Consider the following 26,426-nt stretch of genomic DNA (forward strand, 5'->3'; position numbering starts at 1 on the left):
CATGGTAGGGGTCAAAGCGCCGGGAGGCGAGGGCCGTGCGCTCGTAGGCGTCTTGCCGACCAGGAAACATGATGCCGAAGGGCTCGTCGATTGGAGAACGCCGCTTCCGTATTTTTTCGCGTCCGACGATGGGCCGCCTGGGCGCCGGGAACGCCGTCAATCGATGTTCAGACGCCGACGTTGCTCCGGCGCCGGGTCAGCGCCCTGGGTCAGGAAGCGCTGAGGGCGGTCTGGAGTCTGGCGGACTCCGCCCAAAGCCGCATCATCGTCTCGTCGCGCCACGGCGAATTCCGCCGGACTCTCTCGATCCTCGAAGATCTCGCCGACCGGACCGAGGTTTCGCCCGCCGATTTCACCCTGTCGGTTCATCACGCGCTGGCGGGGCTGCTCTCGATCGCCCACGGCAACCGGCAAGGTCATACCGCCGTGGCGGCCGGGTCGGAAAGCTTCTGCTTCGGCCTGATGGAAGCAGTGGCCTGCCTCGCGGACGCGCCCGACACCCCAGTGGTGCTGCTGCACTATGACGAGCCTTTGCCCAGCCCTTTCTCTGACTTCGACGAGCCGGCGCCCGCGGCGGAGGTGCTGGCGCTGGTCCTGGCGGCCGACGGTCCTGGCGTCCCGCTCAGCCTGGCCTTCGTCCCCGCGCTGACCAAGGCGGAGCGATCCGTTTCCCCTGCGGCGGCGTTTCTCCGCTTCCTGGAAACGCCCGCGCAGACCGAGCTGGTTTCCAGCGGTGATCGCTTGGAATGGCACTGGCGGCGACATGCGACGGCGGATTGACCGGCTCTGGCGGCTGGGGGGAACCGCCTTCGCCTTCTCCTTCGTTTTTTTCGGCGGCTGCCTGCTGGCGGCGACCGTGCTGCCGGTGCTGGCCCTTCTGCCGGGCAATCAGCGCGACCGGGCCCGGGCGATCGTCCAGTTGAGTTTCCGATTCTACCTGGCCATTCTGCAGTTCCTGGGCGTGATCCGGGTGGATGTCGAGGGCGGCGGCCGGTTGAAGGAGGCAGGCGGGCGCATCGTCGTCGCCAATCATCCGACGCTGCTCGACGTCGTCATGCTCATGGCGCTGGTTCCTCGGGCCCAGTGCATCATCAAGCACGAGCTTTGGACCAGTCCGCTCCTGGGCGGGCTGATGCGGCGGGCCGGCTATATCCGTAACGACTTGCCAGCCGACGCCTTGGTCGAGGCGTGCCGCCAGGCGCTCGACCAGGGACAAAGCCTGATCATCTTCCCGGAGGGCACGCGGACGAAGCCCGGCGCCTTACCGCGATTCCGCCGCGGGTTCGCCAACCTCGCGACCATAGCGGGTGCCGCGATCCAGCTGGTCGTCATCACATGCGACCCGCCGACCCTCTTCAAGGGCGACCCTTGGTGGCGGATCCCGGTCCGAAAACCCCATTTCCATCTCGTCGTAGACGAGTGTCTGGACGCGAACATGTACCTAAGGTATCCGTACCGCAGCATCGCCGCGAGAAAGCTCGTTGCGTATCTTGAAGCACATTATGCGGAGAAGCTGCGCCCTGCCGACCATTGATCGGCTCGTGAACGGATTGGTAATCGATCCCCTCCAATAATCGATCGTCCGCACTGCTTGCCGGCGATCTGCGGATGACCTTGGCTCTCCGCCGTCATTTCCCCGTCGGTCGAGGTTTCGATTTTGTCGGTTTACCGCTTCGTTTTGCTGAAGGGCTGAACTCGAAGAAAGTTTTGGAAGTGCTTGATATTGAATTAGAAGTTAAGCAGATGATTATCGAAGCGCTCGTGCTTGAGGATATTTCACCCGACGAAATCGATGCGGGCGAACCGTTATTCGGCGAAGGGTTGGGACTCGATTCGATCGATGCCCTGGAACTCGGCGTCGCCATCCGCCGCCAGTATGGCATCCACATCGAGGCCGTGAACGATCAGGTGAAGGCACATTTCGCCAATGTGCGCAGCCTTGCCCGCTTCATCGAGACGCAGCGGGGGAAGTGACGATGATACTGTCGCGCGACGAAGTGCTGAGCAAGCTCACGGAGTTTCTGGAAGAGCTGTTCGAGGTGCCGAGGAACAAGGTCACCCTGGATGCGAGCCTGTACGAGGAACTGGATCTCGACAGCATCGACGCGGTGGATCTGGTGGTGAAGCTCCAGGGCCTGACCGGGCGTCGGATCAAGCCCGAAGAATTCAAGATGGTCCGCACGATCCGTGACGTGGTCGATTGCGTCGAGCGGCTGCTGGCAGCGGATGCGCCGGTCCAGCCGTAATCCCTGGTTCGCGCTGGCGGTCCTCGGCGGTCTCGGCTACCCGCTGCTGGTCTATTTCGGCCTGCAGCGCCTGCCGCCCGGTGCCATCGTGTTCGTCGGACTGGCGCTGATCGGCCTGCGCCTTCTGGCGACCTGGCGCAGCGAGCGTCACGTGGCTGGCGCCGGCATGCTGGCGCTTACCCTGGCGGCGACCGGGCTTGCCGCCCTGCTCTTCCTGGCGCCGCGCATGGCGGCGCTCGCCTACCCGATCGCGATCAGCCTCGCGACGGCAGCGATCTTCGGCCTGTCGCTGCTCCGCCCGCCGTCCGTGGTCGAGCGGATCGTCCGGATTCGCGAGCCCGACCTGCCGCCGGAGGGCGTCGCCTATGCGCGCAAGGTCACGATGGTCTGGACGGTTTTCCTGATGGCGAATGCTGCGGTCTCGGCCGCTTCGGCCGTCTGGGGATCGCTCGAGGCGTGGACGCTCTGGAACGGCCTGATCTCCTATCTGCTGATGGGTGCTCTGTTCCTGGGTGAAATCGGCGTGCGGCAGGTGGTACGTCGCCCCGCGGCGCTGCCGTGACGATCCTGCCGCTTTCGAGATTGCTGGCCCACGGGCGAGCGCCCGATCATCTTCTGGCGCTGACCGACGGCGTGCCGATTGCCTATGGGCGGTTCTCCGCAGAGGTGGCGAGCGCTGCCGTTCGCCTCCGCGCGACCGGCTGCCGGCGGGCGGCCCTGCTGTGCCAGGACAGCTATCGCTTCGCCGTCGGTCTGTTCGGCCTGCTCCATGCCGGGATGACCGTCGTGATGCCGCCCAACGGACAGGTGGGAACCTTGGCGGCGCTGGGCGATGCGTTCGATCTGCTGGTCGACGATGCCTTTCTCGCCGCTCCGGCAAGCGAGGCGCCATCCTTATCCGGGTTCGACCCGCTGCGGCCGGCATTCGAGTTCTTCACCTCGGGCTCGACCGGTGCGCCAAAACGCATCGTCAAGACCCTGGCCATGCTGGAACACGAGATCGCGGCGCTCGATCGGCTCTGGGGCGACGAGATGGGATCGGGCCCGGCGGTCGCCACCGTGTCCCATCAGCATATCTACGGGCTGACCTTCAAGCTGCTTTGGCCGCTCGCCGCCGGCCGTCCGTTCGCCGGCGAGATGCATGAGCTGTGGGAGACCCTGCTCGACCAGCTTCCGTCGGAGGCCGTGATCGTGGCGAGCCCGGCCCATCTCGGCCGCCTGTCGGGCATTGCCCCGCTGGCGCGGGCCCGGCGCCCGCGGGGGATCTTCTCGGCCGGTGCGCCGCTGTCGCTGTCAGCTGCGGCGGAGGCCACGACGATCCTCGGAGTCTGTCCCACTGAAATCTTCGGCAGTACCGAGACGGGCGCCATCGCGACCCGTCGGCAGATCGCTGGGGACGAGCCGTGGCAAGCGCTGCCCGGCATCGCGATCGCCACGGATGACGGCGGACGGTTGAAGCTGCGCTCGCCCTTTCTCGGCGACGGGGAATGGTTCGAGACCGAGGACCTGATCGAGCCCGTGGAACGAGGCTTCCATCTGCGCGGGCGGGCCGACCGGGTGGTGAAGATCGAGGGCAAGCGCATCAGCCTGACCGATATCGAGCAGACGCTGGCACGTTTGCCCTGGACGGCGGCGGCGGCGGCGGTCGCCTTGCCGGGCGAGCCGGTTCGGCTGGCGGCTGTCGTCGTGCCGAACCAGGCCGGGTGGGAAAAACTCGCCGAATTGGGACGCTTCCGGTTCGGGCGCCTGCTGCGCCAGGCCCTGACCGAGACGCAGGAACCGGCGGGCCTGCCGCGGCTCTGGCGTTTCGATGACCATTTGCCCAGCGGTGCCATGGGCAAGCGGCGCGATGCCGATCTGCGGGCCCTGTTCGGTATCGCGCCATGAAGCTGCCGCAGATTCAGAACCGACGGGGCGAGGCCGGTGAGATCGTCGTCGATCTGGCGCTGCCGATGAGCCACGCGTGCTTCCTCGGCCATTTTCCGGGCCGGCCTGTTTTGGCGGGCGTGCTTCAGGTCGACTGGGCCATGCGCTTCGCCGCCGAATATTTCGCCCTCGACCAGACCGTCGCGCAGGATTTCCAGGTGAAATTCCGTCGGGTCGTCGGGCCCGACGAAGACCTGTCCTTGGCACTGCGGTTCGATCGGCAACGCGGCACCGTAACGTTCGAATATCGCAGCGCCGGCGAGATCGTGTCGTCCGGGAAGATCAGGCTGGAGCAGCACTCGTGAGCTGCCGGGTCTGCGCCATCGTGCCGAGCCACGATCATTGGGCCAGCGTCGGCGTCGTCGTGGCCCGCCTGCGGGCGGCCGGTCTGCCGGTCTATGTCGTCGACGACGGCAGCGGCGAGCCGGCGCGGAGCGTGCTGGCAGCCCTCCATGACGAGGCCGGCGGCGTGATCGTCACCCGCCTCGACCCCAACCAGGGCAAAGGCAGCGCCGTCATCTTAGGCTTTCGGCTGGCGCTGGCGGCCGGCTTCACCCATGCGGTGCAGGTCGACGCCGACGGGCAGCACGACCTCGATGCCTTGGCATCCCTGCTGACCCTTTCGGAGCGCCACCCGACAGCGCTGGTCAGTGGCCAACCGATCTATGACGCGTCCGTGCCGCCCAGCCGCAAGTTCGGCCGGTGGGCGACCCATATCTGGGTCTGGATCGAAACCCTGTCCTTCGCCATCACCGACAGTCTGTGCGGTTTCCGGGTCTATCCTCTGGCTGCGGTCGAGAAGTTGCTCGCGCGGGATCATCTGGGCCGACGCATGGATTTCGATCCCGAAATCATGGTGCGGCTGTTCTGGGCCGGCACGCCGGTCGCGATGCTGCCGGTCAAGGTCATCTATCCGCCGGGCAATACTTCGAATTTCGATCTGCTCGCCGACAATTGGCGGATGACAAAGATGCACACGCGGCTCGTCATCGCGATGCTGCTGCACCTGCCGTCGATCCTGTTGCATCGGCCGAAGCGTTTCGAGCCTGCCCGCGTCTCTTCCGTCATTCGGGACTTGTAAAGCCATGCTTTCCGCGGAAATCGCCCTGAAGGCGCAGTTCTACGACATCGATCCGATGGAGGTGGTCTGGCACGGCAATTATACCCGCTTTCTGGAGCAGGCCCGTTGCGAGCTGCTCGATCAGCTGGGCTACAACTACGACCAGATGAAGGCATCCGGCTATGCTTGGCCGATCGTCGACCTGCGCATCAAATATGTCCGCCCGATCCGTTTCGGCCAGGAATTCACCGTCACCGCCAGGATCGCCGAATACGAGAACGGCCTGAAGATCGACTATCGCCTGCTCGACCGGGCGACCGGAGAGGTATTGACCAAGGCGCGGACGTTCCAGGTGCCGGTGCGGCTCGACACCGGCGAACTCTGCATCGAATCGCCGACTGCCCTGCTCGACAAACTGAGGGCGCTGGCATGAGGCGTCGCACGATCCTGGGCTTGCTGGCCGCGACACTGCTCCTACCGCCGACCGCGCGGGCCGCCGGTCCGGACCAGGGGTTGGCGGCGGGTTCGGTGCTGCGCGGCGGGTTCGTTCAGGAACGCCATCTCAAGGGCTTCAACGCGCCATTACGCTCCGACGGGCATTTCGTCCTGGTTCCAGGCCGGGGTTTGATCTGGCATGTCGAAAAGCCGTTCGCGATCACGACGGTCATCACTGCCGCCGGGCTGGTCCAGCAGGTCGGCGGCAACGAGACCCTGCGCCTCGCCGCCGCCCGGCTGCCGTTCCTGTCCCATCTCTACGACATGCTGGGCGGCGCGCTCGGCGGCGACTGGCACGCGCTGGAGACCGACTTCATCGTCGAGCGGTCGGGCGATGCCGCCCGGTGGCAGGCTCGTCTGACGCCGCGCAAGGCCGACGACACGCTCGCCATGCCGTTCGCCAAGATTGCCGCGACGGGGGGCCGCTTCGTCGAGACCGTCGAGATGACCAAGCCGGACGGCGATGCCGATACCCTGAGCTTCGTCGACCAGGTGCTGAACGGGACGCCGCTCACGGCGGAAGAAGCGACCGCGCTCGACAGCCCGGGCAAATGAGGCGTCTGACAGCCTTGCTCTGGCTGGCGGTCGTCGTGCTCGCCGGGGGCTATCTGGCGGCCCGGCTCCATGACGGGCTGGCGTTCCGCACCGACCTGATGGCGTTGCTGCCGCGCGAGCAGCAGGACCCCGTACTGCAGCATGCCGATGACGCGGTCGCAGGCGCGCTGTCGCGCCGGATCGTGATCCTGGTCGGCGACCCCGACCGGACGGCGGCACGAGACGCGGCGCGCGCGATCGGCGATGCGCTCGGCCGGTCGGGGCTGGTCGAATTGACCACGAACGGCTTCGACAAGGATCGCCTGACCCGCATGGGCCAGGTCTATTTTCCCTATCGCCGCGGCCTGCTGAGCGACGCCGACCGGCGGCGACTTGTCGATGGCCGGGGGCAGGAGATCGCCGACCGGGCGTTGTCCCAGGTTTTCGGCTTCGTCGGGCTGGGCGATGCCGGCCTGCTCGGCCGCGACCCGTTCCTGCTGATGCCGGCGTTCTTCGGTGCCTTGCCGCTGCCTATGTCCAAGCTCAGCCTGGACGAGGGCATGCTGTCGCTCAAGGCCGAGGGCAAAACCTGGATCCTGGTCTCCGGCGCGCTGACTGACGAGCCCTATGCGCTCGACGTGCAGAAGCGTTTGAGCCTTGCGCTCGATCCGGTCGTCGAAGGGCTCCATGCGTCCTATCCGGATCTGGAGGCGCTGCGGCTGGGCGCGGTGTTCTTCGCCCAGGCCGGGGCCGCCCAGGCGATCGGCGAGACGACGCTGATCAGCATTGCCTCGACCTTGGGAACCCTGCTGCTGGTCCTGGTCGTGTTCCGGGCCCTGACGCCGCTGTGGCTGACACTGCTTGCGATCGGTGTCGGCGTGATGGTCGCGCTCGCGGTCAGCCTGTGGCTATTCGGCGAGTTGCATGTCGGCGCGCTGCTGTTCGGTGTCAGCCTGATCGGCGTCGCGGTCGACTATAGCCTGCAGTATTGTAGCGAGATCTTCGCGCCGGACCCGCCGCCGCCGGCCGCGCGGCTGGGACGGGTGCTGACCGGGATCACGCTCGGCACGGCGACGACGATCATCGGCTACCTGACTCTGATGCTGGCTCCGTTCCCGGGCCTGCACCAGATCGCCGCCTTCTCGGTGATCGGGCTGTTCGCGTCCTGGGCGACGGTCGTGCTCTGGCTGCCCGGGCTCGACCGGACGCGCGCGCCGCGCCACGGCAAAACCATGCTGGCGGTGGCGGGCGCGTACCTGGCCTGGTGGGTCGATCCCCGCTTCCGCACGGCTCGCGGGATCGTCCTGGCCGTGCTGGTCGTCGCAGGCGTCATCGGCCTGTTCCGGATCGAGGCCGACGACGACGTCCACCATATGCAGTCGCTGTCGCCGACCTTGGTGGGGCAGCAGGAGCGGTTGCAGCGCCTGATCGGCTCGACCGCGGGCAGCCAGTTCTTCCTGGTGCAGGGACCGGACGACGACACGGCGCTCAGCCGCGAGGAAGCGCTGGCCGATCGGTTGCGACCGCTCGTCGGCAAGGCGCTCGGCGGTTTCCAGGCTCCCGCGCAATATGTGCCCTCGGTCGGACGGCAACGCGCCAATCGCGCGCTGGTCCATGGGCAGCTGGACGGCGATCTGCTGCAGCGCCAGGTATCGCGGCTGGGCCTGAGCGACGCGCCGGCGACGGTCGACGATGGTGGGCCGGTACTGACCCTGCCCGCGGCGCTCGACAGCGGCGCGCTTGGTTTCCTGTCGATGCTGATCCTCGACGGCGGCGGCGGGGCGGTCCATGTCGTGACGCTCGACGGCATCACCGATCTGCCGGCGTTGGCTGCGGCCGCCGATGGGATCGCCGGCGTCCGCCTGGTCGACCCGGCGGGCGATTTCAGCCTGCTGCTCGGCAAGTACCGCAGCCGGGCGATCGTCCTGCTGGCACTTTCCGCGGCCCTGATGGCCCCGTTGCTGGCCTGGCGCTACGGAGTGCGCGGGGGCTTGCGCGTGTTGGCGCCACCGCTGCTGGCAGTGGCCCTGGCACCGGCCCTGCGCGCGCTCGCGGGGGGGCATTTCACCTTCTTCGACGCCATGGCGCTGGTGCTGATCCTGTCGATCGGTGTCGATTATGCCGTGTTCTGCGCCGAGACGGCTGGCGAGCGCAAGCCGGTGACGATGCTGGCGGTGGCGATGGCGGCGGGCACCGCGCTGATGTCGTTCGGCCTGCTGGCGGCGAGCGGCGTGGCGGTGGTGAGCGCGTTCGGCGCCACCATGGCGACGGGCATTCTGCTGGCACTGCTGCTCGCCCCGCTGGCGCAGGGCGCGCGTCGGGCCGGCTCGGCCGGCCACTGGTCGCGCCTGGAAGAGCGTGGGACCTATTGGGGCATCCAACTCGTCGCCGGCAGCTATTTCTTGCTCGGCCGACGCGTTTCCTTTGCGCTGCTGTGGCCGATCGTCACGTATTTCTACTTGACCGATTCGAAGCGGCGCAGGGACTCCCTGGCTTATCTGATGCGGGCTCATCGCGCTTCCGGTCGGCGGGAGCCCGGCCATCTCGACGGGCTGCGGCATTTCATGAGCTTCGCCCAGAAGGCGCTGGAAACGTTGATCGCCTGGGCCCGACCGGACCGCAACGAGCTTGCGGTGGTCGGTGCCGAGGAGATCGACCGGCTGGCGGCGGAGAATCGTGGCGGGTTGCTGATCGTCTCCCACCTGGGCAACGCCGAACTCAGCCGATCGGGTCTGGAGGCCCGCTTCGGCCGGATCGTCAATGTTCTGCTGCACACCAAGCACGCCGCCCAGTACAACCGCATGCTCCAACGCATCAATCCCACGATCTCGATCCACACGATCGAGGTGACAGAGGTCGGCCCGGCGACCGCCATCGAACTGGAGGCACGGGTCCAACGGGGCGAATGGATCGCCATCGCCGGCGACCGCACGCCGGTCATGAGCGCCGGCCGGGTCAGCCTGGTGCCGTTCCTGGGCGCGCCCGCGCCGTTTTCCCAAGGACCCTACATCCTGGCCGGCCTGATGAAATGCCCGGTCCACGTCATGTTCTGCCTGCGCGAGGGCACCGGACACACCGTCTATTTCGAAAAATTCGCCGAGCGCATCGATCTGCCGCGACGGGACAAGGCAGCGTTCCTCGACGATCTGGCAACCCGCTACGCGGCGCTGCTGGAGCGCTACTGTCTCAAGGCACCGGCGCAATGGTATAATTTCTATGATTTCTGGAACGCCGATGCGAACCCCGACCGGGAGCGGCGGTGACGCCTGCTCGGGGGTTTTTCCGATCGGCCGGTTTTGTGTATGGTCGGCACCGTCGCCAATGGCTTGAGAGGTCGGCTTTGCCCACACGGGCTCTCGTTTCGCTGCTCCTCGCCCTGCTGCTCTCGGCATGTGCCGGTCCGGGACCGTCGCTCACGAGCGTCCGGATTGCCCCGGACCTGGATCTGGTCCTGCCGCGCCCCGGCGACCTGGGCCGCAGCCTGGACGCGACCCAACTGGTTTCCGCCCGTTATGGCGACCAGGCCATGGTGTTCGAGGGGCATGTGAGCGTCACGCCGGAACGCCTGCTGCTGGTCGTGGTCGATCCGCTCGGCCGCCGGGCGCTCAGCGTGACCTGGACCGATGCCGGCGTGACCTATGATGCGGCGCCCTGGTTGCCGGCGACGGTGAGACCCGAGAACATGCTGGCCGATATCGTCGTTCTCTACTGGCCGGAGGCCGTCGTGCGCCGGTCGCTGGTCGGCGGCAGCCTGACTGCCACACCGGGTACGCGGTCCGTCCAGGTCGCCGGGCACGAGGTCATCCATGCCGACTACCAGCCGGCGGCGCCGGGCGAAACCTGGGCGGGGCGGGCGCATTACGTCAACCTGCCCTGGGGCTACGCGCTCGACATCCAGTCGGTGCTTTCAGCGCCATGATCGTCCCGCTGTTCCTCAACGACTGCGGCATCGTCTCGCCGCTGGGCCGCGGCCGGCGGGCCACCGCCGCGGCACTCGCCGCCGGGCGCCGCGACGGCTTGGTGCTGCGGAACGATCTGGTGCCGGATAGAACCGTGACCGTCGGTGCGGTGATCGGCGACTTGCCCGCGCCCGATCGCACGCTCGCGGCATTCGACAGCCGCAACAATCGCCTGATGCTGGCCGCCTTGACCCAGATCGCCCAGAGCATAGAGGCCGCCGCCGAACGCTATGGCCGGCATCGCATCGCGGTCGTGCTCGGTACCAGCACGTCCGGAATCGCCGAGGGCGAGGCGGCGCTCGGCCGGTTCCGGGCGACCGGCACCTGGCCCGAATCCTACCATTATCGCCAGCAGGAGACCGGCAGCCTGGCCGAGTTCGCCGCCCGGGCGCTGGGACTGACCGGGCCGGCCTATACGGTTGCGACCGCTTGCTCGTCAAGCGTCAAGGTCTTCGCCTCGGCGCGCCGGCTGATCCGGGCCGGCCTGGCGGATGCGGCGGTGATCGGCGGCGCCGACACGCTGTGCCGGATGACGCTCAACGGCTTCGGCGCGCTGCAAGCCTTGTCGCCAACGCTTTGCAATCCGTTCAGCGCCCATCGCGACGGCATCACGATCGGCGAAGGGGCGGCCGCGTTCCTGTTGAGCGCCGAGCCGGCTGCGGTGCAGTTCCTCGGCGCCGGCGAGACGTCCGACGCCCATCATCCGACCGCACCCGATCCGGAGGGTGGCGGCGCGCGCCTGGCGATGTGCCAGGCGCTCGACGATGCCGGGCTATCGGCCGGGGATATCGACTACGTCAACCTTCACGGTACGGCGACGCCGCTCAACGATGCCATGGAGAGCAAGGCGATCGCCGGTCTGTTCGATCCGGCAACACCCTGCAGCTCGACCAAGGGCATGACCGGCCACATGCTGGGCGGCACCGGCGGGTGCGAGGCGGCATTCCTCTGGCTGACGCTCGATCCCGCGACCAGCACCGGGATGCTGCCCCCGCATGTCTGGGACGGCGTACCGGATCCGGCCCTGCCGCCGCTGAACCTGGTCCGGCCGGGTACGCCCGTCCCGGATCGCGCGCGGGTCGCCATGTTGAGCAATTCCTTCGGTTTCGGCGGCAGCAATGTCGCGGTCGTGCTCGGTCGAGGTTGGGCATGACGGCCGGCACCTTTCCGCCGATCGCCGATCTGCTGCCCCATGGCCCGCCGATGGTGCTGCTCGACGGAGTGGTCGCTGATACGACGACCAGCCTGACGACCAGTGTGATGCTCGGTGCCGGCAGCCAATTCGTGGTCGACGGCGAAGGCGTGCCGGCCCATGTCGGCATCGAATACATGGCCCAGACCTGCGGTGCGTTTGCCGGGCTGGAGGCGCGGCGCAGCGGCCGGCCGGTTCGGCTAGGCTTCCTGCTGGGGACCCGGCGCTACCGGGCGCTCGTGCCCTGGCTTCGCATCGGCTGGCGTCTGACGGTAACGGCCGATCTGGTGTTCCGCGAGGGACCGATGGGCGTGTTCGACTGCCGGATCGGGCATGACGAAACGGAGATCGCGGCGGCCCAGATCACGGTCTATCAGCCCGACGAAGCGGCAGGGATGCCGGTCGACGGCGTCGAGAGGGTGAGATGACGGACAGAACCATCCTGGTGACGGGCGCCAGCAAGGGCATCGGCCAGGCGGTGGCGCTTCGACTGGCACGCGACGGCTTTCGCATAGCGGTCCATTACCGCACCGACCGCGTCGGGGCCGAGACCGCGTTGGAGACGATCCGGCGCGATGGCGGCGAGGGGCGGCTGCTGGGCTTCGACATTGCCGACCGGGCTGCCTGCCGCACTGCGATCGAGGCCGACATCGATGCGCACGGCGCCTATTACGGTGCGGTGCTGAACGCCGGCATCTCGCGCGACAACGCCTTTCCGGCGCTGACCGACGACGATTGGGACGCGGTGCTCGGCACCAATCTCGATGGCTTCTACAACGTGCTGCATCCGCTGGTCATGCCGATGGTCCGGTTGCGCACGGGCGGCAGGATCGTCACCCTGTCTTCGGTCTCGGGACTGGTCGGCAATCGCGGGCAGGTCAACTACAGCGCCGCCAAGGCCGGCATCATCGGCGCGACCAAGGCGCTCGCGATCGAGCTGGCCAAGCGTGCCATCACCGTGAACTGCGTGGCGCCGGGCATCATCGAGACCCAGATGACGGACGGCTTGCCCCTGGACGAGATTGCCAAGCTCGTGCCGCTCCGTCGCGTCGGACGGCCGGAGGAGGTGGCTGCGGCAGTCTCCTTCCTTTGCTCCGACGGCGCCGGCTACGTGACGCGCCAGGTCATCTCGGTAAATGGGGGCATGGTCTGATGCGCCGGGTCGTCGTGACCGGAATGGGCGGTGTGACCGCGCTGGGCCAGGACTGGCCGACCATCAGGGCGAATTTCGCCGAGGGGAAGACCGGCATCCGCTTCATGCCGGACTGGGAGCGGTTTTCCGGCATCAACACGCGGCTCGCCGCCCCGATCACGGATTTTTCGGTCGAACAGCGCTATCCGCGCAAGAAGCTGCGGACGATGGGCCGGGTTTCCTGCCTTGCGGTCTATGCGACGGAGCGGGCGCTCGCCGACGCCGGGCTGATCGACGACCCGGTCGTGCGCGGCGGCCGGACCGGCGTCGCCTATGGCTCGTCGTTCGGCAGCCCCGATGCGGTGCTGGGCTTCTATGAGCTCAAGATGCACGGCGCCTCGAAACACCTGAACGCGACCAACTACATTCAAATGATGAGCCATACGGCGGTGGTCAACATCGGCCTGTTCTTCGGTGTGACCGGGCGCATCATCCCGACGTCGAGCGCCTGCACTTCGGGCAGCCAGGGCATCGGTTATGCCTATGAGGCGATCCGCTGGAACAAGGCCGACGTCATGATCGCCGGCGGCGCCGAGGAATTGGACATCACCGATTCCGCGGTGTTCGATACGTTGTTCGCGACCAGCGTGAAGAACGACAGCCCCGAGGCGACGCCACGGCCTTACGACCGGGACCGCGACGGGCTGGTCATCGGCGAAGGCGCCGGCACGCTGATCCTGGAGGAATACGAGCATGCGCGGGCGCGGGGCGCGCGCATCCATGCCGAGATCGTCGGGTTCGGCTGCAATTCCGACGGCAGCCACGTCACCCAGCCGCAGGCCGAGACCATGCAGGGTGCCTTGCGTTTGGCGCTCGAGGATGCCGGGCTCGATGCGGCGGCGATTGGCCTGGTCAGCGGACATGGTACGGCGACGGAATGGGGTGACATCGCCGAGACGACCGCGACCAATGCCGTGCTGGGTCCGACGATGCCGATCCACTCGCTGAAGAGCTATTTCGGCCATTCGCTCGGCGCCTGCGGCGCGATCGAGGCCTGGCTGTCAATCGAGATGATGCGGGACGGCTGGTTCTGCCCGACCGCGAACCTCACCCATGTCGACGAGCGCTGCGCCCCGCTCGACTATCTGATGGGACAGCCACGGCAGCTCGAGATCGACCATCTGATGAGCAACAATTTCGCGTTCGGCGGGGTCAATACCTCGCTGATCCTCAAGCGATACTAGGCCTTCATTTCGCCCGCTCGCAGATCGTGTCGAACGGACGCCGTGACGGCGGTGGCTTCGAGAGCGAGGCCCACCACCGGTCCAGGCCGGAACGATGGCAGTCGAGCCGGATCGTCAGGCCGCCGGAAAAGCCCAGCCAGTCGCTAAAGAGCGCCTGGGGCACGGCGATCAGGATGGGAACGTCGAGCCGGACGGCCTCGACCAGCACACGCAATAACCCGCCGCCAGAGAGTTCGGCCGAGCCGAAGCGGCTGACCACCAGCAGGTCCGGACGGCGGCGCACCGCATCGAGCAGCGATGGCTCGGCCGCCGACAAGGCGTCGGCGCAGGACCGGCCGGTGCCGAGGATGCCTCTGTCCGGCACGAGCCTGAAATCGACCCAGGAGTCCGTGCCGTTCCCGCGTCGCCGCTGCAACAGCCCGGCAACGTCGAGGCGCCGGGCGGCAAGATCGGCCGTGAAGGCTTCGAGCAGCGCGTCGGGTTCGTCGCCCCTGGCATAGACCAGTGCCGCCACGTCGCTGTCGGCGGCGAACAGGTCGTGCGGTTTCGCGATGGTCGCCATGGATGCTTCCTCGCTTCAGGACGGCATGTGCGACCGGGCGGCTTTTACCGCCCGGTCGGGCGCGCCTGGCTCAGGCCGCCTCGTAGCCCACGACGCCCTTGATCTCGAGGAATTCCTCGATGCCCCAGTCGGCATACTCGCGGCCGTTGCCGGACTGCTTGTAGCCGCCGAATGGCGCGCCGGCGTCCCAGGCTGGATAGTTGATGTAGACGTTGCCGGCCCGCATCCGGGCGGCGACCTTGCGGGCATGGTCCAGGCTGCCCGACTGGACATAGGCCGCCAGGCCATAGACCGTGTCGTTCGCCATGCGGATCACATCCTCCTCGCTCTCGTAGCCGAGGATCGCCAGCACCGGCCCGAAGATCTCCTCGCGCGCGATGGTCATTTCCGGCTTCACGTTCGCGAACACGGTCGGGCGCACGTAGTAGCCGCGGTTCAGCCCTTCCGGCCGGCCGGGTCCGCCGGTAACCAGCTCGGCGCCTTCCTTGATGCCGGCCTCGATCAGCCGCTGGATCTTGTCGTACTGCAGCTGGCTCACCACCGGGCCCAGCATCGACCCGTCCTCGGAAGCGGGGCCGACCCGGAACTTCTCGGCCGCGGCCTTGGCGACGACAGAGGCGACCGCTTGCTGGTCGGCCGGCACGAACATGCGGGTCGGCGCGTTGCACGACTGGCCGCTGTTGCCGAAGCAGCCGGCGACGCCCTTCGAGACCGCGCGCTCGATGTCGGCGTCGGACAGGATGATGTTGGCCGACTTGCCGCCCAGTTCCTGGTGCACTCGCTTCACCGTGTCGGCCGCGGACTTCGCGACCGAGATGCCGGCGCGGGTCGAGCCGGTGAAGGACATCATGTCGACGTCCGGATGGCGTGCCAGCGCGTCGCCCACGGTCGGGCCGTCGCCGTTCACCAGGTTGAACACGCCCTTGGGCACGCCGGCCTCATGCATGATCTCGGCCCACAGAATCGCGTTCAGCGGCGCGATCTCGCTCGGCTTCAGCACCATGGTACAGCCGGCGGCTAGCGCGGGCCCGACCTTGCAGACGATCTGGTTGATCGGCCAGTTCCACGGCGTGATCATGCCGACGACACCGATCGGCTCCTTGGCGATCAGGGTCGTGCCGCGCATTTCCTCGAACTCGAAGCGCTCGAACACCTCGATCAGTTTGGCGAGATGCCCGGTGCCCATCGCCGCCTGCGCGGTCTGGGCGAACTTCAGCGGCGCGCCCATTTCGCGGCTGAGGGTGCGGGCGACCTCGTCGTAGCGCGATTTGTAGACCTCGAGGATACGGCGCAGCAGCTGCAGGCGGTCCGCGCGCGAGGTCTGGGAGAATGCCGGGAACGCGGCCTTGGCGGCCGCGACCGCGCGGTCGGCGTCGGCGGCGCTGCCGAGCGAGATCTGGGCGAAGGCCTCCTCGTTCGACGGATCGATCACGTCGAGCGTCTTCGGCGAGATCGGATCGACCCAGGCGCCGTCGATATAGAATTGCAGATCGTGGGACATCGGTGCTGCCTCGAAAGCTGGGGACGCGGAAAACGAAGTTCGCCGCCCGGTGGGGACGGCGTTCTCCGAAAATGCGGGCTCAAGACGGTGGCGCAGAAACGCACGCCGGAAAAGGACGATATATTCTCTTGGATATATCGCCCCCAGCATGCGCCGAAGCCGGCGGCAGTCAAGCACCGAGCGCTACGGTGCGGACTCGCTCGGCGGAAATCCGCTCAGTTCGTCGCCATGTTCACCAGGACCGGCTTGTCGCGATAGAGCGCCGGGAACATGCGTTCCAGGCCGCGCACCTTCGGCAGGTCGTTGATCGCGATATAGGGATAGGCGGGATTCCGCGTCAGGAAATCCTGATGATAGGCCTCGGCGGGATAAAACCCCTTGAACGGCTCCAGCTTCGTGACGATCGGTCCGGGGAACGATCCGCTCTTGTCGAGCTGGCTGACGTAGGCTTGCGCCACGCGCTTCTGCTCGGCGGACTGGACGAAGATGGCCGAGCGATATTGCGTGCCGCTGTCGGGTCCCTGACGATCGAGCTCGGTCGGATCATGGGCGACGGAGAAGAAAATCTGCAGCAGCTTGCCGTAGGTGATCTGGTGCGGGTCATAGGTGATCTCGACCGATTCGGCATGGCCGGTTCTGCCGGTGCCGACCCGCTCGTATTGCGCGGTTTCCTTGGCGCCGCCCGAATAGCCGGAAACCGCCTTGGTCACGCCGGCGACATGCTGGAACACGCCCTGGACACCCCAGAAGCAGCCGCCGGCGAAGACCGCGGTTTCGGCGCTGGCGGTCGCCGGAGCGGTCTCGTCGACGGCCGGCGGCTGAACCAGGACAGGGCTTTCCGCACGGCCGCTCGGCGCCTGCAGGAACACGGCGCCAAGTCCGAGCACGGCCAGGGCTCCCACCCCTTTGCCGAGGGCGGCGAGCTTCGAGGGTTGGGACGAGGGCTTCATGGAATCTCTCCGGGTCAAGAGGATGGGTCAGCCGAAGGTGAAGGCGAAGGCTTGTACGTGAGGGTCGAGGAATTCGATCGCGAACGTCCGGTCGCCGACCTGGTGGCCTTGGCGCACGAGCTGGTAGAGCCGCTGGTCGGTCACCGTGCCGGCGCCGTCGGCATCCGTATCGGCACCATGGTCGGCGCCCGGCGCCTGGCCGTCGAGCGTCACGCGGAAGCGGACCGGCTTGCCGTCGGATCCCGGGCCCAGCACCAGGTGCAGGTCGCGGGCATGGAAGCGGAAGAGGATCCGCCCGGACGCCTTGTCCAAGTCGGCCTTCTCGTCGGTGACGGTCCAGCTGCCGGCCAGGCCCCACTGGTTCGGACCCAGCTGCCCCGGCGCCTCATACTCGTGCGGCTTGTCGCCGACCTCGCCGCCGGCCGACGCGAAATTGTCGGCGCGGCTATAGCCGATATAGGTCTCCGGCGAGGCGATGTCCGCATCGTCGGGTGCCGCGAGCGCGCCATCGCCCTTGACCTGGACGGTGCCCGAAGGCACGTCGCTCTTGCCGGCCTCGGCCAGCAACTGCTGGATCACCGCCTCGGACTCGGCATATTCGCCCTCGCCGAAATGGTGGTAGCGGATGCGGCCCTGGGCATCGATGAAGTAGTGGGCCGGCCAGTATTCATTCTCGAAGGCGCGCCAGATCTTGTAGTCGTTGTCGATCGCGACCGGGTAGGTGACGCCCAGGTCCCGGGTCGCGCGCCGGACGTTGCCCAAGTCGCGCTCGAAGGCGAATTCCGGGGCGTGCACGCCGATGACGACCAGCCCCTGGTCCTTGTACTTCTGCGCCCAGGCCTCGATGTACGGCAGCGAGCGCAGGCAATTGATGCAGGAATAGGTCCAGAAATCGACCAGCACGACCTTGCCGTGCAGGCCCTCTGCGGTGAGCGGCGGCGAATTCAGCCATTCGACCGCGCCGGCCAGCGACGGCAGGGTGCCCTCGACCGGCAGGCCGCTCGCGGTGGCGCCGGGCGCGGCCATCGCCATGCTGCCGCCGGCTGCCGGAACCTTCTTCGGCTGGATGCGGTCGATCAGCCCTTGTTCCAGCCGGGCCGTGCTGGCGGTCGAGACGCGGGTCAGGAATTGGGTATCGACACCGAAGCCGATCGCGACGACGGCGGCCAGCACGGCGACGCCCAGAACGCGGCGTGCCCATTCGCCGGCGCCGAACGAACGCTTCAATGCGGCGGAGACCCGGTTGCCGAGCAGCAGGGCGGCCGCCAGCGATGTCGCGGCACCCGCGGCATAGGCGATCAGCAGCACCGATGTGCCGACGTTGGCGCCGTTGAGTGCGGCCCCGGTCAGCACCAGCCCCAGGATCGGGCCGGCGCAAGGCGCCCACAGCAGGCCGGTGGCGACGCCCAGCACGAAGGACGGCACCACCGAGGCGCCGCCGGCACGGCCGCTCGCCGCCGCCTGGGACAGCCGGTCGCCGAATGCGACGAAGGGTTGGGCCAGCCGATCGGCCAGGGCGGGGATCAGCAGGGTCAGGCCGAAGAAGCCCAGCAGGATCAGCGCCGCCGCCCGGCCGATCTCGTTCGCCTGGACCGCCCAACCGCCGCCGACCGCGGCGAGGCTGCCGACGGCGGCGAAGGTGATCGCCATGCCGACGAGCATCGGCAGGCCGCTGCGCAGGAAGGGCAGGTTGGTGCGCGCGAAGACGAACGGCAGCACCGGAAGGATGCAGGGGCTGAGGATGGTGAGCACGCCACCCAGATAGGCCAGGATGAAGAGAACCATGACGGATCCGGAAATTATGGGACCGGGGCGGCGTCTGTCAGCGCCATGCCCTTCGTTATGTTCATATGGGAATAGCGCCGCGCTTCATTCATAACGATTCCGTGAGAGGCCCGGCATCCGGGCCTCGTGATGCGATCAGTGGAGGCTTGGATGCGGCTCAAGGATAGAACGGCGATCATTACCGGCGGCATGCGCGGCATCGGCCGGGCGATCGCCGAACGGTTCATCGCGGAGGGCGCGCGCGTCATGCTGTCCGACATCGACGCCGAGGGGGTCGCGAACACCGCCCGCGAACTGGGCTGCGCCGCCCGCCCGGCCGATGTGTCACAGAAGGCCGACATTGACCGGCTGGTGCAGGAGACCATCGCGGAATTCGGCCAGATCGACATCCTGGTCAACAACGCCGGCATCACCCATGCGGCGGACTTCCTCGACCTGACGGTGGAGGATTTCGACCGGGTCATCGGCATCAACCTGCGCGGCGCCTTCCTGGCGAGCCAGGCGGTCGCCCGGCACATGATCCCGCGCCGGTCGGGCACCATCGTGAACATGTCGTCGGTCAATGCGGTGTTCGCGATTCCGAACCAGATCCCCTATGCCGTGTCCAAGGGCGGCATGAACCAGCTGACCAAGGTCACGGCCATGGCGCTGGCGCCCCATGGCATCAGGGTCAACGCGATCGGACCGGGCACGATCATGACCGACATGGGCCGGTCGATCATGAACGACGAGGCGATGAGGCAGCGGGTCATGTCGCGCACCCCGCTCGGCCGCTGCGGCGAACCGTCGGAGGTCGCATCGGTCGCGGCCTTCCTGGCCAGCGACGATGCGTCCTACCTCTCCGGCCAGACGATTTATCCCGACGGCGGCCGGCTGGCGCTCAACTACACGGTCCCGGTCGCCTGACCCAGGATCCCGTCTCCCTGGCGGAAAACTAGCGCTGGCTCCATCGCTATATTCGTAGGAATATAGCGATGCTGGTGTCCGCTTCAGGGAGATGGGTTTTGGGCTCTTCGGGACCGTTGCTGCTCGACCGACCGCCATTCCCGGGCCGCCTGTCCGACCTGCCGTTCCGGCGGCCGATCAGCGACGCGGCCTTGACGGAAATGCTCGAGGCGCCGGCCCGCAAGCGCAGCCGGCTGTGGGAGCTGTCGGCGACCCTGCATTGCTCGATCATCGGCACCTGTCTCTCCACCGCCGAACTGCGCCAGATCCTGGCGAAGGTTCGGGGCTCCGACCTGCGCGAGCTGACCGAGCACGAGATCCATGGCGAGGGCGTGCGCCTGGCCGGTCGCCACGACGGCGCCGGCAAGCTGCTGCACAAGGCGCTCGACAAGCGGCACCAGGCGACGCTCAACCGCTTCGCCAAGGCGGAGACGTCGGCGGCGGTCGAGGCCTTATGGGACGAGGCGAAGCGGGCCGGCGAGATCCCCGGCGCCTATTGGGCCGCACTCAGCCATCCGGCCAGCACGGATGTGCTGGTCAAGGCGGTGTTCGCCGACGTGCACATGCTGTCGCATCTGGTGGGTGCGGCCAATCGCGCCGACATCCGCCGCCTGACCGCGCTCGAGGTGGAGAATGCCGCCCTTGCGCAGAAGCTGCAGAAAAGCCAGGCGCATCTCCAAACGGCCGACGCGACCATCCGCCAGCTGGACGCGGCGCTGGCCGCCGCCGTGGCGCGGGCCGGGGGCGTCGAGCCGGCAACGGACGATGCGGGCGATGCCGAACGCGTCGCCCTGCGGCGCCTGGTCGGCGAGTTGGAAGCCCGGTTGCAGACCGAGTCCGCCCGCCGGTTGCGCGCCGAGGATCGCGCCCAGCAGGCCCGCCGGGCGCAGGCCGAGGCCGAGGCCGCCGCCCAGGAGGCGCAAGCCGGCAGTGCCCATCTCGCAGCCGAGCTGGCGGTGTTCGAGCGGCAGGCGCCCGATGATCGCGGCGAGGAGACCGCGCCCGAGCTGCCGGCCGGCCTGTCGACCCTCCTCTACGTCGGCGGACGCCCGAACCAGGTCCATCGCCTGCGCGAATTCACCCAGCAAGCCGGCATCGAGCTGCTGCACCACGATGGGGGGATCGAGGACCGGACCGGCCTGCTCGCCGGGCTGGTCAGCCGGGCGGACGCGGCCTGCTTCCCGGTGGATTGCGTCAGCCACGACGCGGTCGCGACGGTGAAGCGCCTGTGCCGCCACGCCGGAAAATCCTACCTGCCGCTGCGCAGCAACGGTCTGGGCTCGCTCGTCGTCGGCCTGGCCAAGCTCGCGGCCTCGACCCAACCGGCCGGCGCCGACTGACGCGCCGGCCAACAAACCGGGCCGGACACGAGTCCGCAAACCCGATCGGAGGTGACGGACCCGCATCGGGGAACCGCACCCAGCGCCAAGGAGGAAGAAGGCATGGACACGATCGCACTCGATCCGCGACTGAGCGGAGCCACGAGGGAGTTCCTGGGCCGGGTCGGCAAGCTTCTGATCGACGGCAAGCTGGTCGCCGCCGCGTCCGGCAAGACGTTCCCGGTCTATAATCCCGCGACCGGCACGATCGTCTGCTCGGTGGCCGAGGCCGATCACGAGGATGTCGACCGCGCCGTCAAGGCCGCGCGCCGGGCGTTCGACGACGACGGCTGGGCCCGCACCAAGCCGAACGAGCGCAGCCGCCTGCTGTGGAAGCTGGCCGACCTGCTGGAACGGCATGCCGACGAATTCGCCGAGCTGGAATCGCTCGACAATGGCAAGCCGGTCGCCGTCGCCCGCGCCGCCGACGTGCCGCTGGCCGTCGACATGTTCCGCTACATGGCCGGCTGGGCGACCAAGCTCACCGGCTCGACCATCCCGCTCTCGATGCCGGGCGACTATCTGTCCTACACCCTGCGCGAGCCGGTGGGCGTCGTCGGCCAGATCATCCCGTGGAATTTCCCGCTGCTGATGGCGGCCTGGAAGCTGGCGCCCGCGCTGGCCGCCGGCTGCACTGTGGTGCTGAAGGCGGCCGAGCAGACGCCGCTGTCGGCCCTGCGCCTGGGCGAACTGGTGCTGGAAGCCGGGTTCCCGCCGGGCGTGGTCAATATCCTGGCCGGGTTCGGCGAGACGGCCGGCGCGGCGCTCGCGGCCCACGATCTGGTCGACAAGGTCGCCTTCACCGGGTCGACTGAGGTCGGCAAGCTGATCGTCCATGCGGCGACCGGCAACCTCAAGAAGGTGACCCTCGAACTCGGCGGCAAGTCGCCGGCGATCGTGTTCCCGGATGCGGACGTGTCCAAGGCGATCCCGGGTGTGGCCAGTGCCATCTTCTTCAACCACGGTCAGTGCTGCTGTGCCGGATCGCGCCTGTTCGTGCATCGCAAGATCTATGACGAAGTGGTCGACGGCGTCGCGGCGATCGCCAGCAAGATCAAGATGGGGCCGGGGCTCGACCCGACCACGGAGATGGGGCCGCTCGTCTCGGAAGAGCAGTTCGCCCGCGTGTCGCGCTACATCGGCGAGGGTGAGCGCGAAGGCGCCAAGGTCCTGGCCGGCGGCAAACACGAGGGCGACGGCTATTTCGTCAAGCCGACGGTGCTGGCCGCGACCACGCCGGAAATGAGCGTGGTCAAGGAAGAGATCTTCGGACCGGTGGTCTGCGCCCAGCCGTTCGACGATTCCGACATCGAGCGGATCGCCAAGCAGGCCAACGACACGATCTATGGTCTGGCGGCCAGCATCTGGACCCGGGACGGTGGTCTCGCCCACAAGCTCGCCGCCCGCATCCGGTCCGGCACCGTCTGGATCAATTGCCACAACGTGTTCGATGCGGCACTGCCGTTTGGCGGCTACAAGCAATCGGGCTGGGGCCGCGAGATGGGCGAGGCCGTGTTCCACAGCTACATGGAGACGAAGGCGGTCACGACCGCTCTCTGAATACGCAGGATCGGCCGGGGCGTTACCGCGCCCCGGCGGGTTGCGGCTCGTCGCCGCGCCGGTAGCGCTCGCCCTTGCCCAGCAGCGCACCGTTGCCGATGGCGATGCCGAGTTCCAGGCTCTCGGCGATCCGCCGCGCCCGTTCGAGAAAGTGTGCTGCGGCTTTCGGCGGGCAGATCTCGTGCGCCGTCGTCTCGAACAGGGCGAGCCAGCGGTCGAAATGCCGGGCGTCGATTGGCAGCGGCGCATGCAAGCGCATCGGCTGGCCGTGATAATTTCCGGTCATGAGGGCAACCGACGACCAGAAGGCGCGCATCTTTTCCAGGTGCGGCGTCCAGTCGGCGATGCGGGCGGCGAATATGGGGCCGATCACCGCATCTTCGCGGACCCGCGCGTAGAACCCGTCGACCAGGCGGGCGATCATCGCCTCGTCGATGCCGGTCTCGTCCTGGATCCGTCGGGTGATGTCCGCCCGTTGCGGCGCGACTGACGTCACGGGAATCATGGCATCGCCCTCAATAAGATCTATTGAATATATATCTTATTCCTGATCCCCTCCTTTGACAAATTGCGACATGGCATGCCTGCCCGGCCTGCGTCGCCGGCCAGGCAGGTAGAATGGGTGATCCGATGATCCACCGAAGCCGCTTCACGGGCCGTGTGCGGTTATGCGCCCAACAGCCGGTCGATCGCCTCGATCAGCGCTTCCGCGGTGAAGGGCTTCGAGAGCGTCGCGTTCGCGCCCACGATGGCTGCGGCGTCGAGATGGCCGCCATATCGTCCAACGGTGTTGCTGCCCGAAATGGCCAGGATGGGAACGGTGCGGTTCAGGCGCCGGATCGCGCCGATGGTCGAGATACCTTCCCGCTCCGGCATGACGATGTCGGTGACCACCAGGTCGATCTGACCCGCGTCGAACGCTGCGAGGCCGGTATGTCCATTCACCGCGACAACCACCGAATGACCCTGTGCTTCGAGAACGCCGGAGGCGAGCGCTCTGATCGTCGGATCGTCGTCGATTATCAACATGCGCGCCATCTGAACGGCCTCACTCCAGGACCCGGCGGCCCTCTTAGATAGTGTGATAACAATATTTCCATTCCAGGCTGAGCCATCGGGATTGCCCTGTCAATGGCACCGCCTCGTCCGCCGTCAGGGGGCGAGCGGTATCGCCAGATAGCGGCTCAGATGGATGCCGAGCTCGTTCGGTTGCCAGCCGGATATCCGGGGATCGACCAGGCTGTTCTCGCTTTCGAAGCCGTAGGGCAGGATGGCGTCGTCAGCCAACAGCACCTGCTCGGCCGCTGCCAGTCGCGCCATCCGGGCAGCAGGATCGAGCAGCAGGCTCGCTTCGTCGAGCAACCGATCGAAGGCAGGGTTGCTATACCCCACGACATTGGCCGTGCCGGCATCGCTGCGCCAGGGTGCCAGGAAATTCCAGGGATCCGGGAAGTCGGCGCTCCAGCTGGATAGCGCCAGGTCATACTCGTGCCGGACCAGCCGCCCGGTCACGACCTGGTACTCATTGACGTCGATCACCACCCGCAGACCGGGCAGCGCGGTCTGCCACAGCGCCGCGATCGCCTTCGCCTCCAGCGCGTAGCTGGCCACATCGTCGATCATCAGTTCCAGCTTCAGCGGCCGTTGCGTGCCATAGCCGGCCTCGGCCCAGAGTCTGCGCGCGGCCGCGAGGCGTTCGGCCATCGGCTGATCCGCGAACGCCTCGCGGGCGGGACGGTAGCGCGGGATGCCGTCGGGCACGATGCTGAAACCCCCGACGCCGCCGTCCTTCACCACTTTGGTTTCGATGGCGGTCTGGTCGAGGGCCAGGGCCAGAGCCCGGCGCAACCGTCCGTCCGCGGCCAGCGGCGCCCGCGTCATGTTGATATCGACGTAGTGGGCGGCGAGCACATGCTGCTCGTGCAGTGACGGCGCGAGGCCGCGCCGCGCCTCGGGCAGCAGGCGCGCCGGCAGCGCGGCCAGCTCGACTTCTCCGGTCCGGAACGCCTTGTACGAGGCCTCCTCGCCCATCACGATCCAGCGCACCCGATCGAGTGCGACCGCGTCAGGCTCGCGGAAATGCCGATTGCGCTCGAAGGTCAGCTGGGCCTGCGGCACGGCTTCGCGCACGACGAACGGGCCGTTGCCGACGAAATGCTCTGGCCGCGTCCAATCCGTGCCCCATCGTTCGATCGCGGCGCGCGGTACCGGGAACGCCATGGAATGGGCGAGGATCGCCGGCAGGAATGCCGCAGGACGCTCGAGCCGGATGCGGATGGTCGCGGGATCCGGCGCATCGACGCCCAGTGTCTGGGGATCCGGCGTCCTGCCAGTGGCGAACGCCTCGGCGCCCAGGATCGGATACAGGATCTCGTTGTAGGGCGCGCCGGTCTTGGGATCGAGCGCGCGGCGGAACGAATAGACGAAATCCATGGCGGAAAGGTCGCTGCCGTCCGACCAGGCAAGGCCGGGGCGCAGATGGAAGAGGTAGGTCATGCCATCGTCGGACACGTCCCAGCCCGCCGCCGCACCCGGCAGGATCGCGGCGTCGGGACCGTAGACCGTCAAGCCCTCGAACAAATCGGCCGCCACCACCGTCTCATATTCGTTGCCGATCAGATGCGGGTCGAGCGAGGTCACGTCCGCACTGATCGTCCGGCGCACGATGTTCTCGGCCTGGACCGGCGATGCCACGAGCAGGGAAGAGATCAGCAGGATCAAGCGGCGGGACAGAGGCATCGGGACCCTTTGCATGAAGCGACGGTGCCGCGAAACCGAAATTCGCGTTCTCCGAGTGCTTTCGCCAATCCAGCGGTTGGCAATCGGCTGAAATTCCTGTAGCACCGCGCGCAGTTCAACCTTCGGTATGGTTTCTGATGAATATTCGCATATTGCTTCTGGCCGGCGTTTTCGCCATCGCCGGGTGTTCGACGACCGCCGTGCCGCTCGGCTATCAGCCGGCGCCTGGCGTTTCCCTGCAGCAAGGTCAGGCGATCGTGCAAGTCGGCAAGTTCGTCGACGCGCGCAAGGTCGATCCGTACCATCTCGGCGCCATTCGCGGCGGCTTGGGCAATGCACTGAAGACGCTCGTGGCGCAGGCACCGGTTGCAGACGTGTTTCGCGACGGCTTCTCGCAGGCGCTGGCTGCGCGGGGCATGCTGCGAAATGGATCGGATGGACCCTACGTGCTGGCGGCGACCGTCCTGAAGTTCGACTGCAATCAATTCGTGCGTCGCGAGGCCCATGCCGAAATCCTCGTAACCCTGACCGAGACGGGCAGCGGTCGCACCGTCATGACGGATACCTTCCGCACCGACCTCGTTCGCAATCCAAACGACCTGTTCGATGCCGGCGTCTTCGCTTCTACCGAAGATCTGCGCCTGCTCGCCATGGAGGCGCTGCATGATGTCATCGACGCTGCCCTCGACAGCCCGAAGCTGAAGCTGGCGCTGGCCGACGGCACCAAACCGAGCTGAGCCCGCCGGCCCCCGTTATTTGGCGTGGGCCGCCTGCCACTGCCTCATGAAGGCGATCTCCTTGCGCTGCGCGGCGATGATGCTCGTAGCGAGCTTCTTCAGGCTTGGGTCCTTGCCGTCGCGCAACTCGATCCGGGCCATGTCGATGGCCCCGGCGTGATGGGGGATCATGCCGGCGACGAAATCCTTGTCCGTATCGCCGGTCAGCGGCACGTCCATGTCCTTCATCATCTTGGCATTGGCGGCCTTGAACGCATCGGACGAGCTGGCGACCGCGCCTGCCGGCATGGCCATGCCTGGCATGCTCTGCTGCGCCGAGGCGGCGAGGGGCAGCAGGAGTGCTGCAAGACCGAGCAGAATGCGATGCCGATGGGATCTGAGAGCGGCCATGATGGATCCTTCCTGGTGATCGGATCAGCCTGAAGCTTCCAGCGATGGCAAGGTCAAGCGGGCTCGACCATCCTGTCACATTTTCCGGAG

At 67.4% G+C, this 26,426-nt stretch carries 28 protein-coding genes; 20 read left to right on the plus strand and 8 right to left on the minus strand.

All coding sequences use genetic code 11. The annotated features are described in order from the left end of the window. The first annotated feature begins 90 nt into the window (after nucleotides 1-90). The 16 genes from VGV37_RS16370 (at nucleotide 91) to VGV37_RS16445 (ending at nucleotide 13,788) form a co-directional block, all read left to right on the plus strand. Nucleotides 91-780, plus strand: a complete 690-nt coding sequence (locus tag VGV37_RS16370; RefSeq protein ID WP_414638009.1) for a beta-ketoacyl synthase chain length factor — start codon at nucleotides 91-93, stop codon at nucleotides 778-780. A 76-nt stretch (nucleotides 781-856) separates the two neighbouring features. Next, on the plus strand, nucleotides 857-1,534 hold the full coding sequence (locus VGV37_RS16375; protein ID WP_326880773.1) for a lysophospholipid acyltransferase family protein: 678 nt from the start codon (nucleotides 857-859) through the stop codon (nucleotides 1,532-1,534). Between the two features lie 74 nt (nucleotides 1,535-1,608). Then, on the plus strand, nucleotides 1,609-1,974 hold the full coding sequence (locus VGV37_RS16380; RefSeq protein ID WP_326880774.1) for a phosphopantetheine-binding protein: 366 nt from the start codon (nucleotides 1,609-1,611) through the stop codon (nucleotides 1,972-1,974). A 2-nt stretch (nucleotides 1,975-1,976) separates the two neighbouring features. Then, the gene (locus VGV37_RS16385) at nucleotides 1,977-2,246 is read left to right on the plus strand and encodes an acyl carrier protein (RefSeq protein WP_326880775.1); all 270 of its coding nucleotides are present in this window, start codon (nucleotides 1,977-1,979) and stop codon (nucleotides 2,244-2,246) included. Then, the gene (locus VGV37_RS16390) at nucleotides 2,227-2,808 is read left to right on the plus strand and encodes a hypothetical protein (protein ID WP_326880776.1); all 582 of its coding nucleotides are present in this window, start codon (nucleotides 2,227-2,229) and stop codon (nucleotides 2,806-2,808) included. Before VGV37_RS16385 ends, VGV37_RS16390 begins: the two co-directional genes overlap by 20 nt. Beyond that, nucleotides 2,805-4,133, plus strand: coding sequence for an AMP-binding protein (locus VGV37_RS16395; RefSeq protein WP_326880777.1), 1,329 nt, complete (start codon nucleotides 2,805-2,807; stop codon nucleotides 4,131-4,133). Before VGV37_RS16390 ends, VGV37_RS16395 begins: the two co-directional genes overlap by 4 nt. Further along, on the plus strand, nucleotides 4,130-4,477 hold the full coding sequence (locus tag VGV37_RS16400) for a hypothetical protein (protein WP_326880778.1): 348 nt from the start codon (nucleotides 4,130-4,132) through the stop codon (nucleotides 4,475-4,477). The genes VGV37_RS16395 and VGV37_RS16400 overlap by 4 nt, the downstream gene beginning before the upstream one ends. Then, entirely contained in the window at nucleotides 4,474-5,253 is a 780-nt protein-coding gene (locus VGV37_RS16405; protein ID WP_326880779.1) for a glycosyltransferase family 2 protein, read from the plus strand. The genes VGV37_RS16400 and VGV37_RS16405 overlap by 4 nt, the downstream gene beginning before the upstream one ends. A 4-nt stretch (nucleotides 5,254-5,257) precedes the next feature. Then, nucleotides 5,258-5,665 carry an acyl-CoA thioesterase gene (locus VGV37_RS16410; RefSeq protein ID WP_326880780.1) on the plus strand — a complete coding sequence of 136 codons (408 nt, stop codon included), beginning with the start codon at nucleotides 5,258-5,260 and terminating at the stop codon, nucleotides 5,663-5,665. Next, nucleotides 5,662-6,282 (plus strand): outer membrane lipoprotein carrier protein LolA, encoded by a 621-nt coding sequence (locus tag VGV37_RS16415; RefSeq protein WP_326880781.1) that lies wholly within the window; start codon nucleotides 5,662-5,664, stop codon nucleotides 6,280-6,282. The genes VGV37_RS16410 and VGV37_RS16415 overlap by 4 nt, the downstream gene beginning before the upstream one ends. Further along, a complete protein-coding gene (locus VGV37_RS16420) occupies nucleotides 6,279-9,524 on the plus strand; it encodes a hypothetical protein (RefSeq protein ID WP_326880782.1) in 3,246 nt (1,081 codons plus the stop codon). The genes VGV37_RS16415 and VGV37_RS16420 overlap by 4 nt, the downstream gene beginning before the upstream one ends. A 77-nt stretch (nucleotides 9,525-9,601) precedes the next feature. Then, a complete protein-coding gene (locus tag VGV37_RS16425) occupies nucleotides 9,602-10,180 on the plus strand; it encodes a DUF3261 domain-containing protein (protein ID WP_326880783.1) in 579 nt (192 codons plus the stop codon). Continuing rightward, a complete protein-coding gene (locus tag VGV37_RS16430; RefSeq protein ID WP_326880784.1) occupies nucleotides 10,177-11,373 on the plus strand; it encodes a beta-ketoacyl-[acyl-carrier-protein] synthase family protein in 1,197 nt (398 codons plus the stop codon). The genes VGV37_RS16425 and VGV37_RS16430 overlap by 4 nt, the downstream gene beginning before the upstream one ends. Next, a complete protein-coding gene (locus tag VGV37_RS16435) occupies nucleotides 11,370-11,840 on the plus strand; it encodes a hypothetical protein (RefSeq protein ID WP_326880785.1) in 471 nt (156 codons plus the stop codon). The genes VGV37_RS16430 and VGV37_RS16435 overlap by 4 nt, the downstream gene beginning before the upstream one ends. Beyond that, entirely contained in the window at nucleotides 11,837-12,565 is a 729-nt protein-coding gene (locus VGV37_RS16440; RefSeq protein ID WP_326880786.1) for a 3-ketoacyl-ACP reductase FabG2, read from the plus strand. Before VGV37_RS16435 ends, VGV37_RS16440 begins: the two co-directional genes overlap by 4 nt. Continuing rightward, nucleotides 12,565-13,788 (plus strand): beta-ketoacyl-ACP synthase, encoded by a 1,224-nt coding sequence (locus VGV37_RS16445; RefSeq protein WP_326880787.1) that lies wholly within the window; start codon nucleotides 12,565-12,567, stop codon nucleotides 13,786-13,788. The genes VGV37_RS16440 and VGV37_RS16445 overlap by 1 nt, the downstream gene beginning before the upstream one ends. 4 nt (nucleotides 13,789-13,792) lie before the next feature. Here the strand turns inward: VGV37_RS16445 and VGV37_RS16450 are convergent, their stop codons facing one another. The 4 genes from VGV37_RS16450 to VGV37_RS16465 form a co-directional block, all read right to left on the minus strand. Beyond that, on the minus strand, nucleotides 13,793-14,350 hold the full coding sequence (locus VGV37_RS16450) for a DUF2478 domain-containing protein (RefSeq protein ID WP_326880788.1): 558 nt from the start codon (nucleotides 14,348-14,350) through the stop codon (nucleotides 13,793-13,795). Between the two features lie 70 nt (nucleotides 14,351-14,420). Further along, complete coding sequence (locus VGV37_RS16455; protein ID WP_326880789.1) at nucleotides 14,421-15,851, minus strand: aldehyde dehydrogenase family protein; 1,431 nt, start codon at nucleotides 15,849-15,851, stop codon at nucleotides 14,421-14,423. 215 nt (nucleotides 15,852-16,066) lie between these two features. Then, nucleotides 16,067-16,801 carry a peptide-methionine (S)-S-oxide reductase MsrA gene (msrA, locus tag VGV37_RS16460; protein WP_326880790.1) on the minus strand — a complete coding sequence of 245 codons (735 nt, stop codon included), beginning with the start codon at nucleotides 16,799-16,801 and terminating at the stop codon, nucleotides 16,067-16,069. A 27-nt stretch (nucleotides 16,802-16,828) separates the two neighbouring features. Further along, a complete protein-coding gene (locus tag VGV37_RS16465; RefSeq protein WP_326880791.1) occupies nucleotides 16,829-18,586 on the minus strand; it encodes a cytochrome c biogenesis protein DipZ in 1,758 nt (585 codons plus the stop codon). Nucleotides 18,587-18,736: 150 nt separating this feature from the next. Here VGV37_RS16465 and VGV37_RS16470 point away from each other — a divergent pair, with 150 nt between their 5' ends. The 3 genes from VGV37_RS16470 (at nucleotide 18,737) to VGV37_RS16480 (ending at nucleotide 22,470) form a co-directional block, all read left to right on the plus strand. Next, the gene (locus tag VGV37_RS16470; RefSeq protein ID WP_326880792.1) at nucleotides 18,737-19,492 is read left to right on the plus strand and encodes an SDR family oxidoreductase; all 756 of its coding nucleotides are present in this window, start codon (nucleotides 18,737-18,739) and stop codon (nucleotides 19,490-19,492) included. Between the two features lie 98 nt (nucleotides 19,493-19,590). Continuing rightward, on the plus strand, nucleotides 19,591-20,871 hold the full coding sequence (locus VGV37_RS16475) for a DUF2325 domain-containing protein (protein ID WP_326880793.1): 1,281 nt from the start codon (nucleotides 19,591-19,593) through the stop codon (nucleotides 20,869-20,871). 102 nt (nucleotides 20,872-20,973) lie between these two features. Further along, the gene (locus VGV37_RS16480; protein WP_326880794.1) at nucleotides 20,974-22,470 is read left to right on the plus strand and encodes an aldehyde dehydrogenase family protein; all 1,497 of its coding nucleotides are present in this window, start codon (nucleotides 20,974-20,976) and stop codon (nucleotides 22,468-22,470) included. A 22-nt stretch (nucleotides 22,471-22,492) separates the two neighbouring features. Here the strand turns inward: VGV37_RS16480 and VGV37_RS16485 are convergent, their stop codons facing one another. The 3 genes from VGV37_RS16485 to VGV37_RS16495 all read right to left on the minus strand — a co-directional run bounded on the left by VGV37_RS16485 (nucleotide 22,493) and on the right by VGV37_RS16495 (nucleotide 25,209). Further along, entirely contained in the window at nucleotides 22,493-22,975 is a 483-nt protein-coding gene (locus VGV37_RS16485; protein WP_326880795.1) for a group III truncated hemoglobin, read from the minus strand. Nucleotides 22,976-23,136: 161 nt separating this feature from the next. Then, nucleotides 23,137-23,508, minus strand: coding sequence for a response regulator (locus VGV37_RS16490; protein ID WP_326880796.1), 372 nt, complete (start codon nucleotides 23,506-23,508; stop codon nucleotides 23,137-23,139). 114 nt (nucleotides 23,509-23,622) lie between these two features. Continuing rightward, nucleotides 23,623-25,209 (minus strand): peptide ABC transporter substrate-binding protein, encoded by a 1,587-nt coding sequence (locus VGV37_RS16495; protein WP_326880797.1) that lies wholly within the window; start codon nucleotides 25,207-25,209, stop codon nucleotides 23,623-23,625. Nucleotides 25,210-25,346: 137 nt separating this feature from the next. Here VGV37_RS16495 and VGV37_RS16500 point away from each other — a divergent pair, with 137 nt between their 5' ends. Next, nucleotides 25,347-25,946, plus strand: a complete 600-nt coding sequence (locus tag VGV37_RS16500) for a hypothetical protein (RefSeq protein WP_326880798.1) — start codon at nucleotides 25,347-25,349, stop codon at nucleotides 25,944-25,946. A 15-nt stretch (nucleotides 25,947-25,961) separates the two neighbouring features. On the opposite strand, the gene copM is transcribed toward VGV37_RS16500, so the two are convergent. Next, nucleotides 25,962-26,336, minus strand: a complete 375-nt coding sequence (gene copM, locus VGV37_RS16505) for a CopM family metallochaperone (protein ID WP_326880799.1) — start codon at nucleotides 26,334-26,336, stop codon at nucleotides 25,962-25,964. Nucleotides 26,337-26,426: the final 90 nt, after the last annotated feature.

Source organism: Aliidongia sp. (assembly GCF_035943795.1).
In the GTDB taxonomy this organism is placed as follows: domain Bacteria; phylum Pseudomonadota; class Alphaproteobacteria; order ATCC43930; family CGMCC-115725; genus Aliidongia.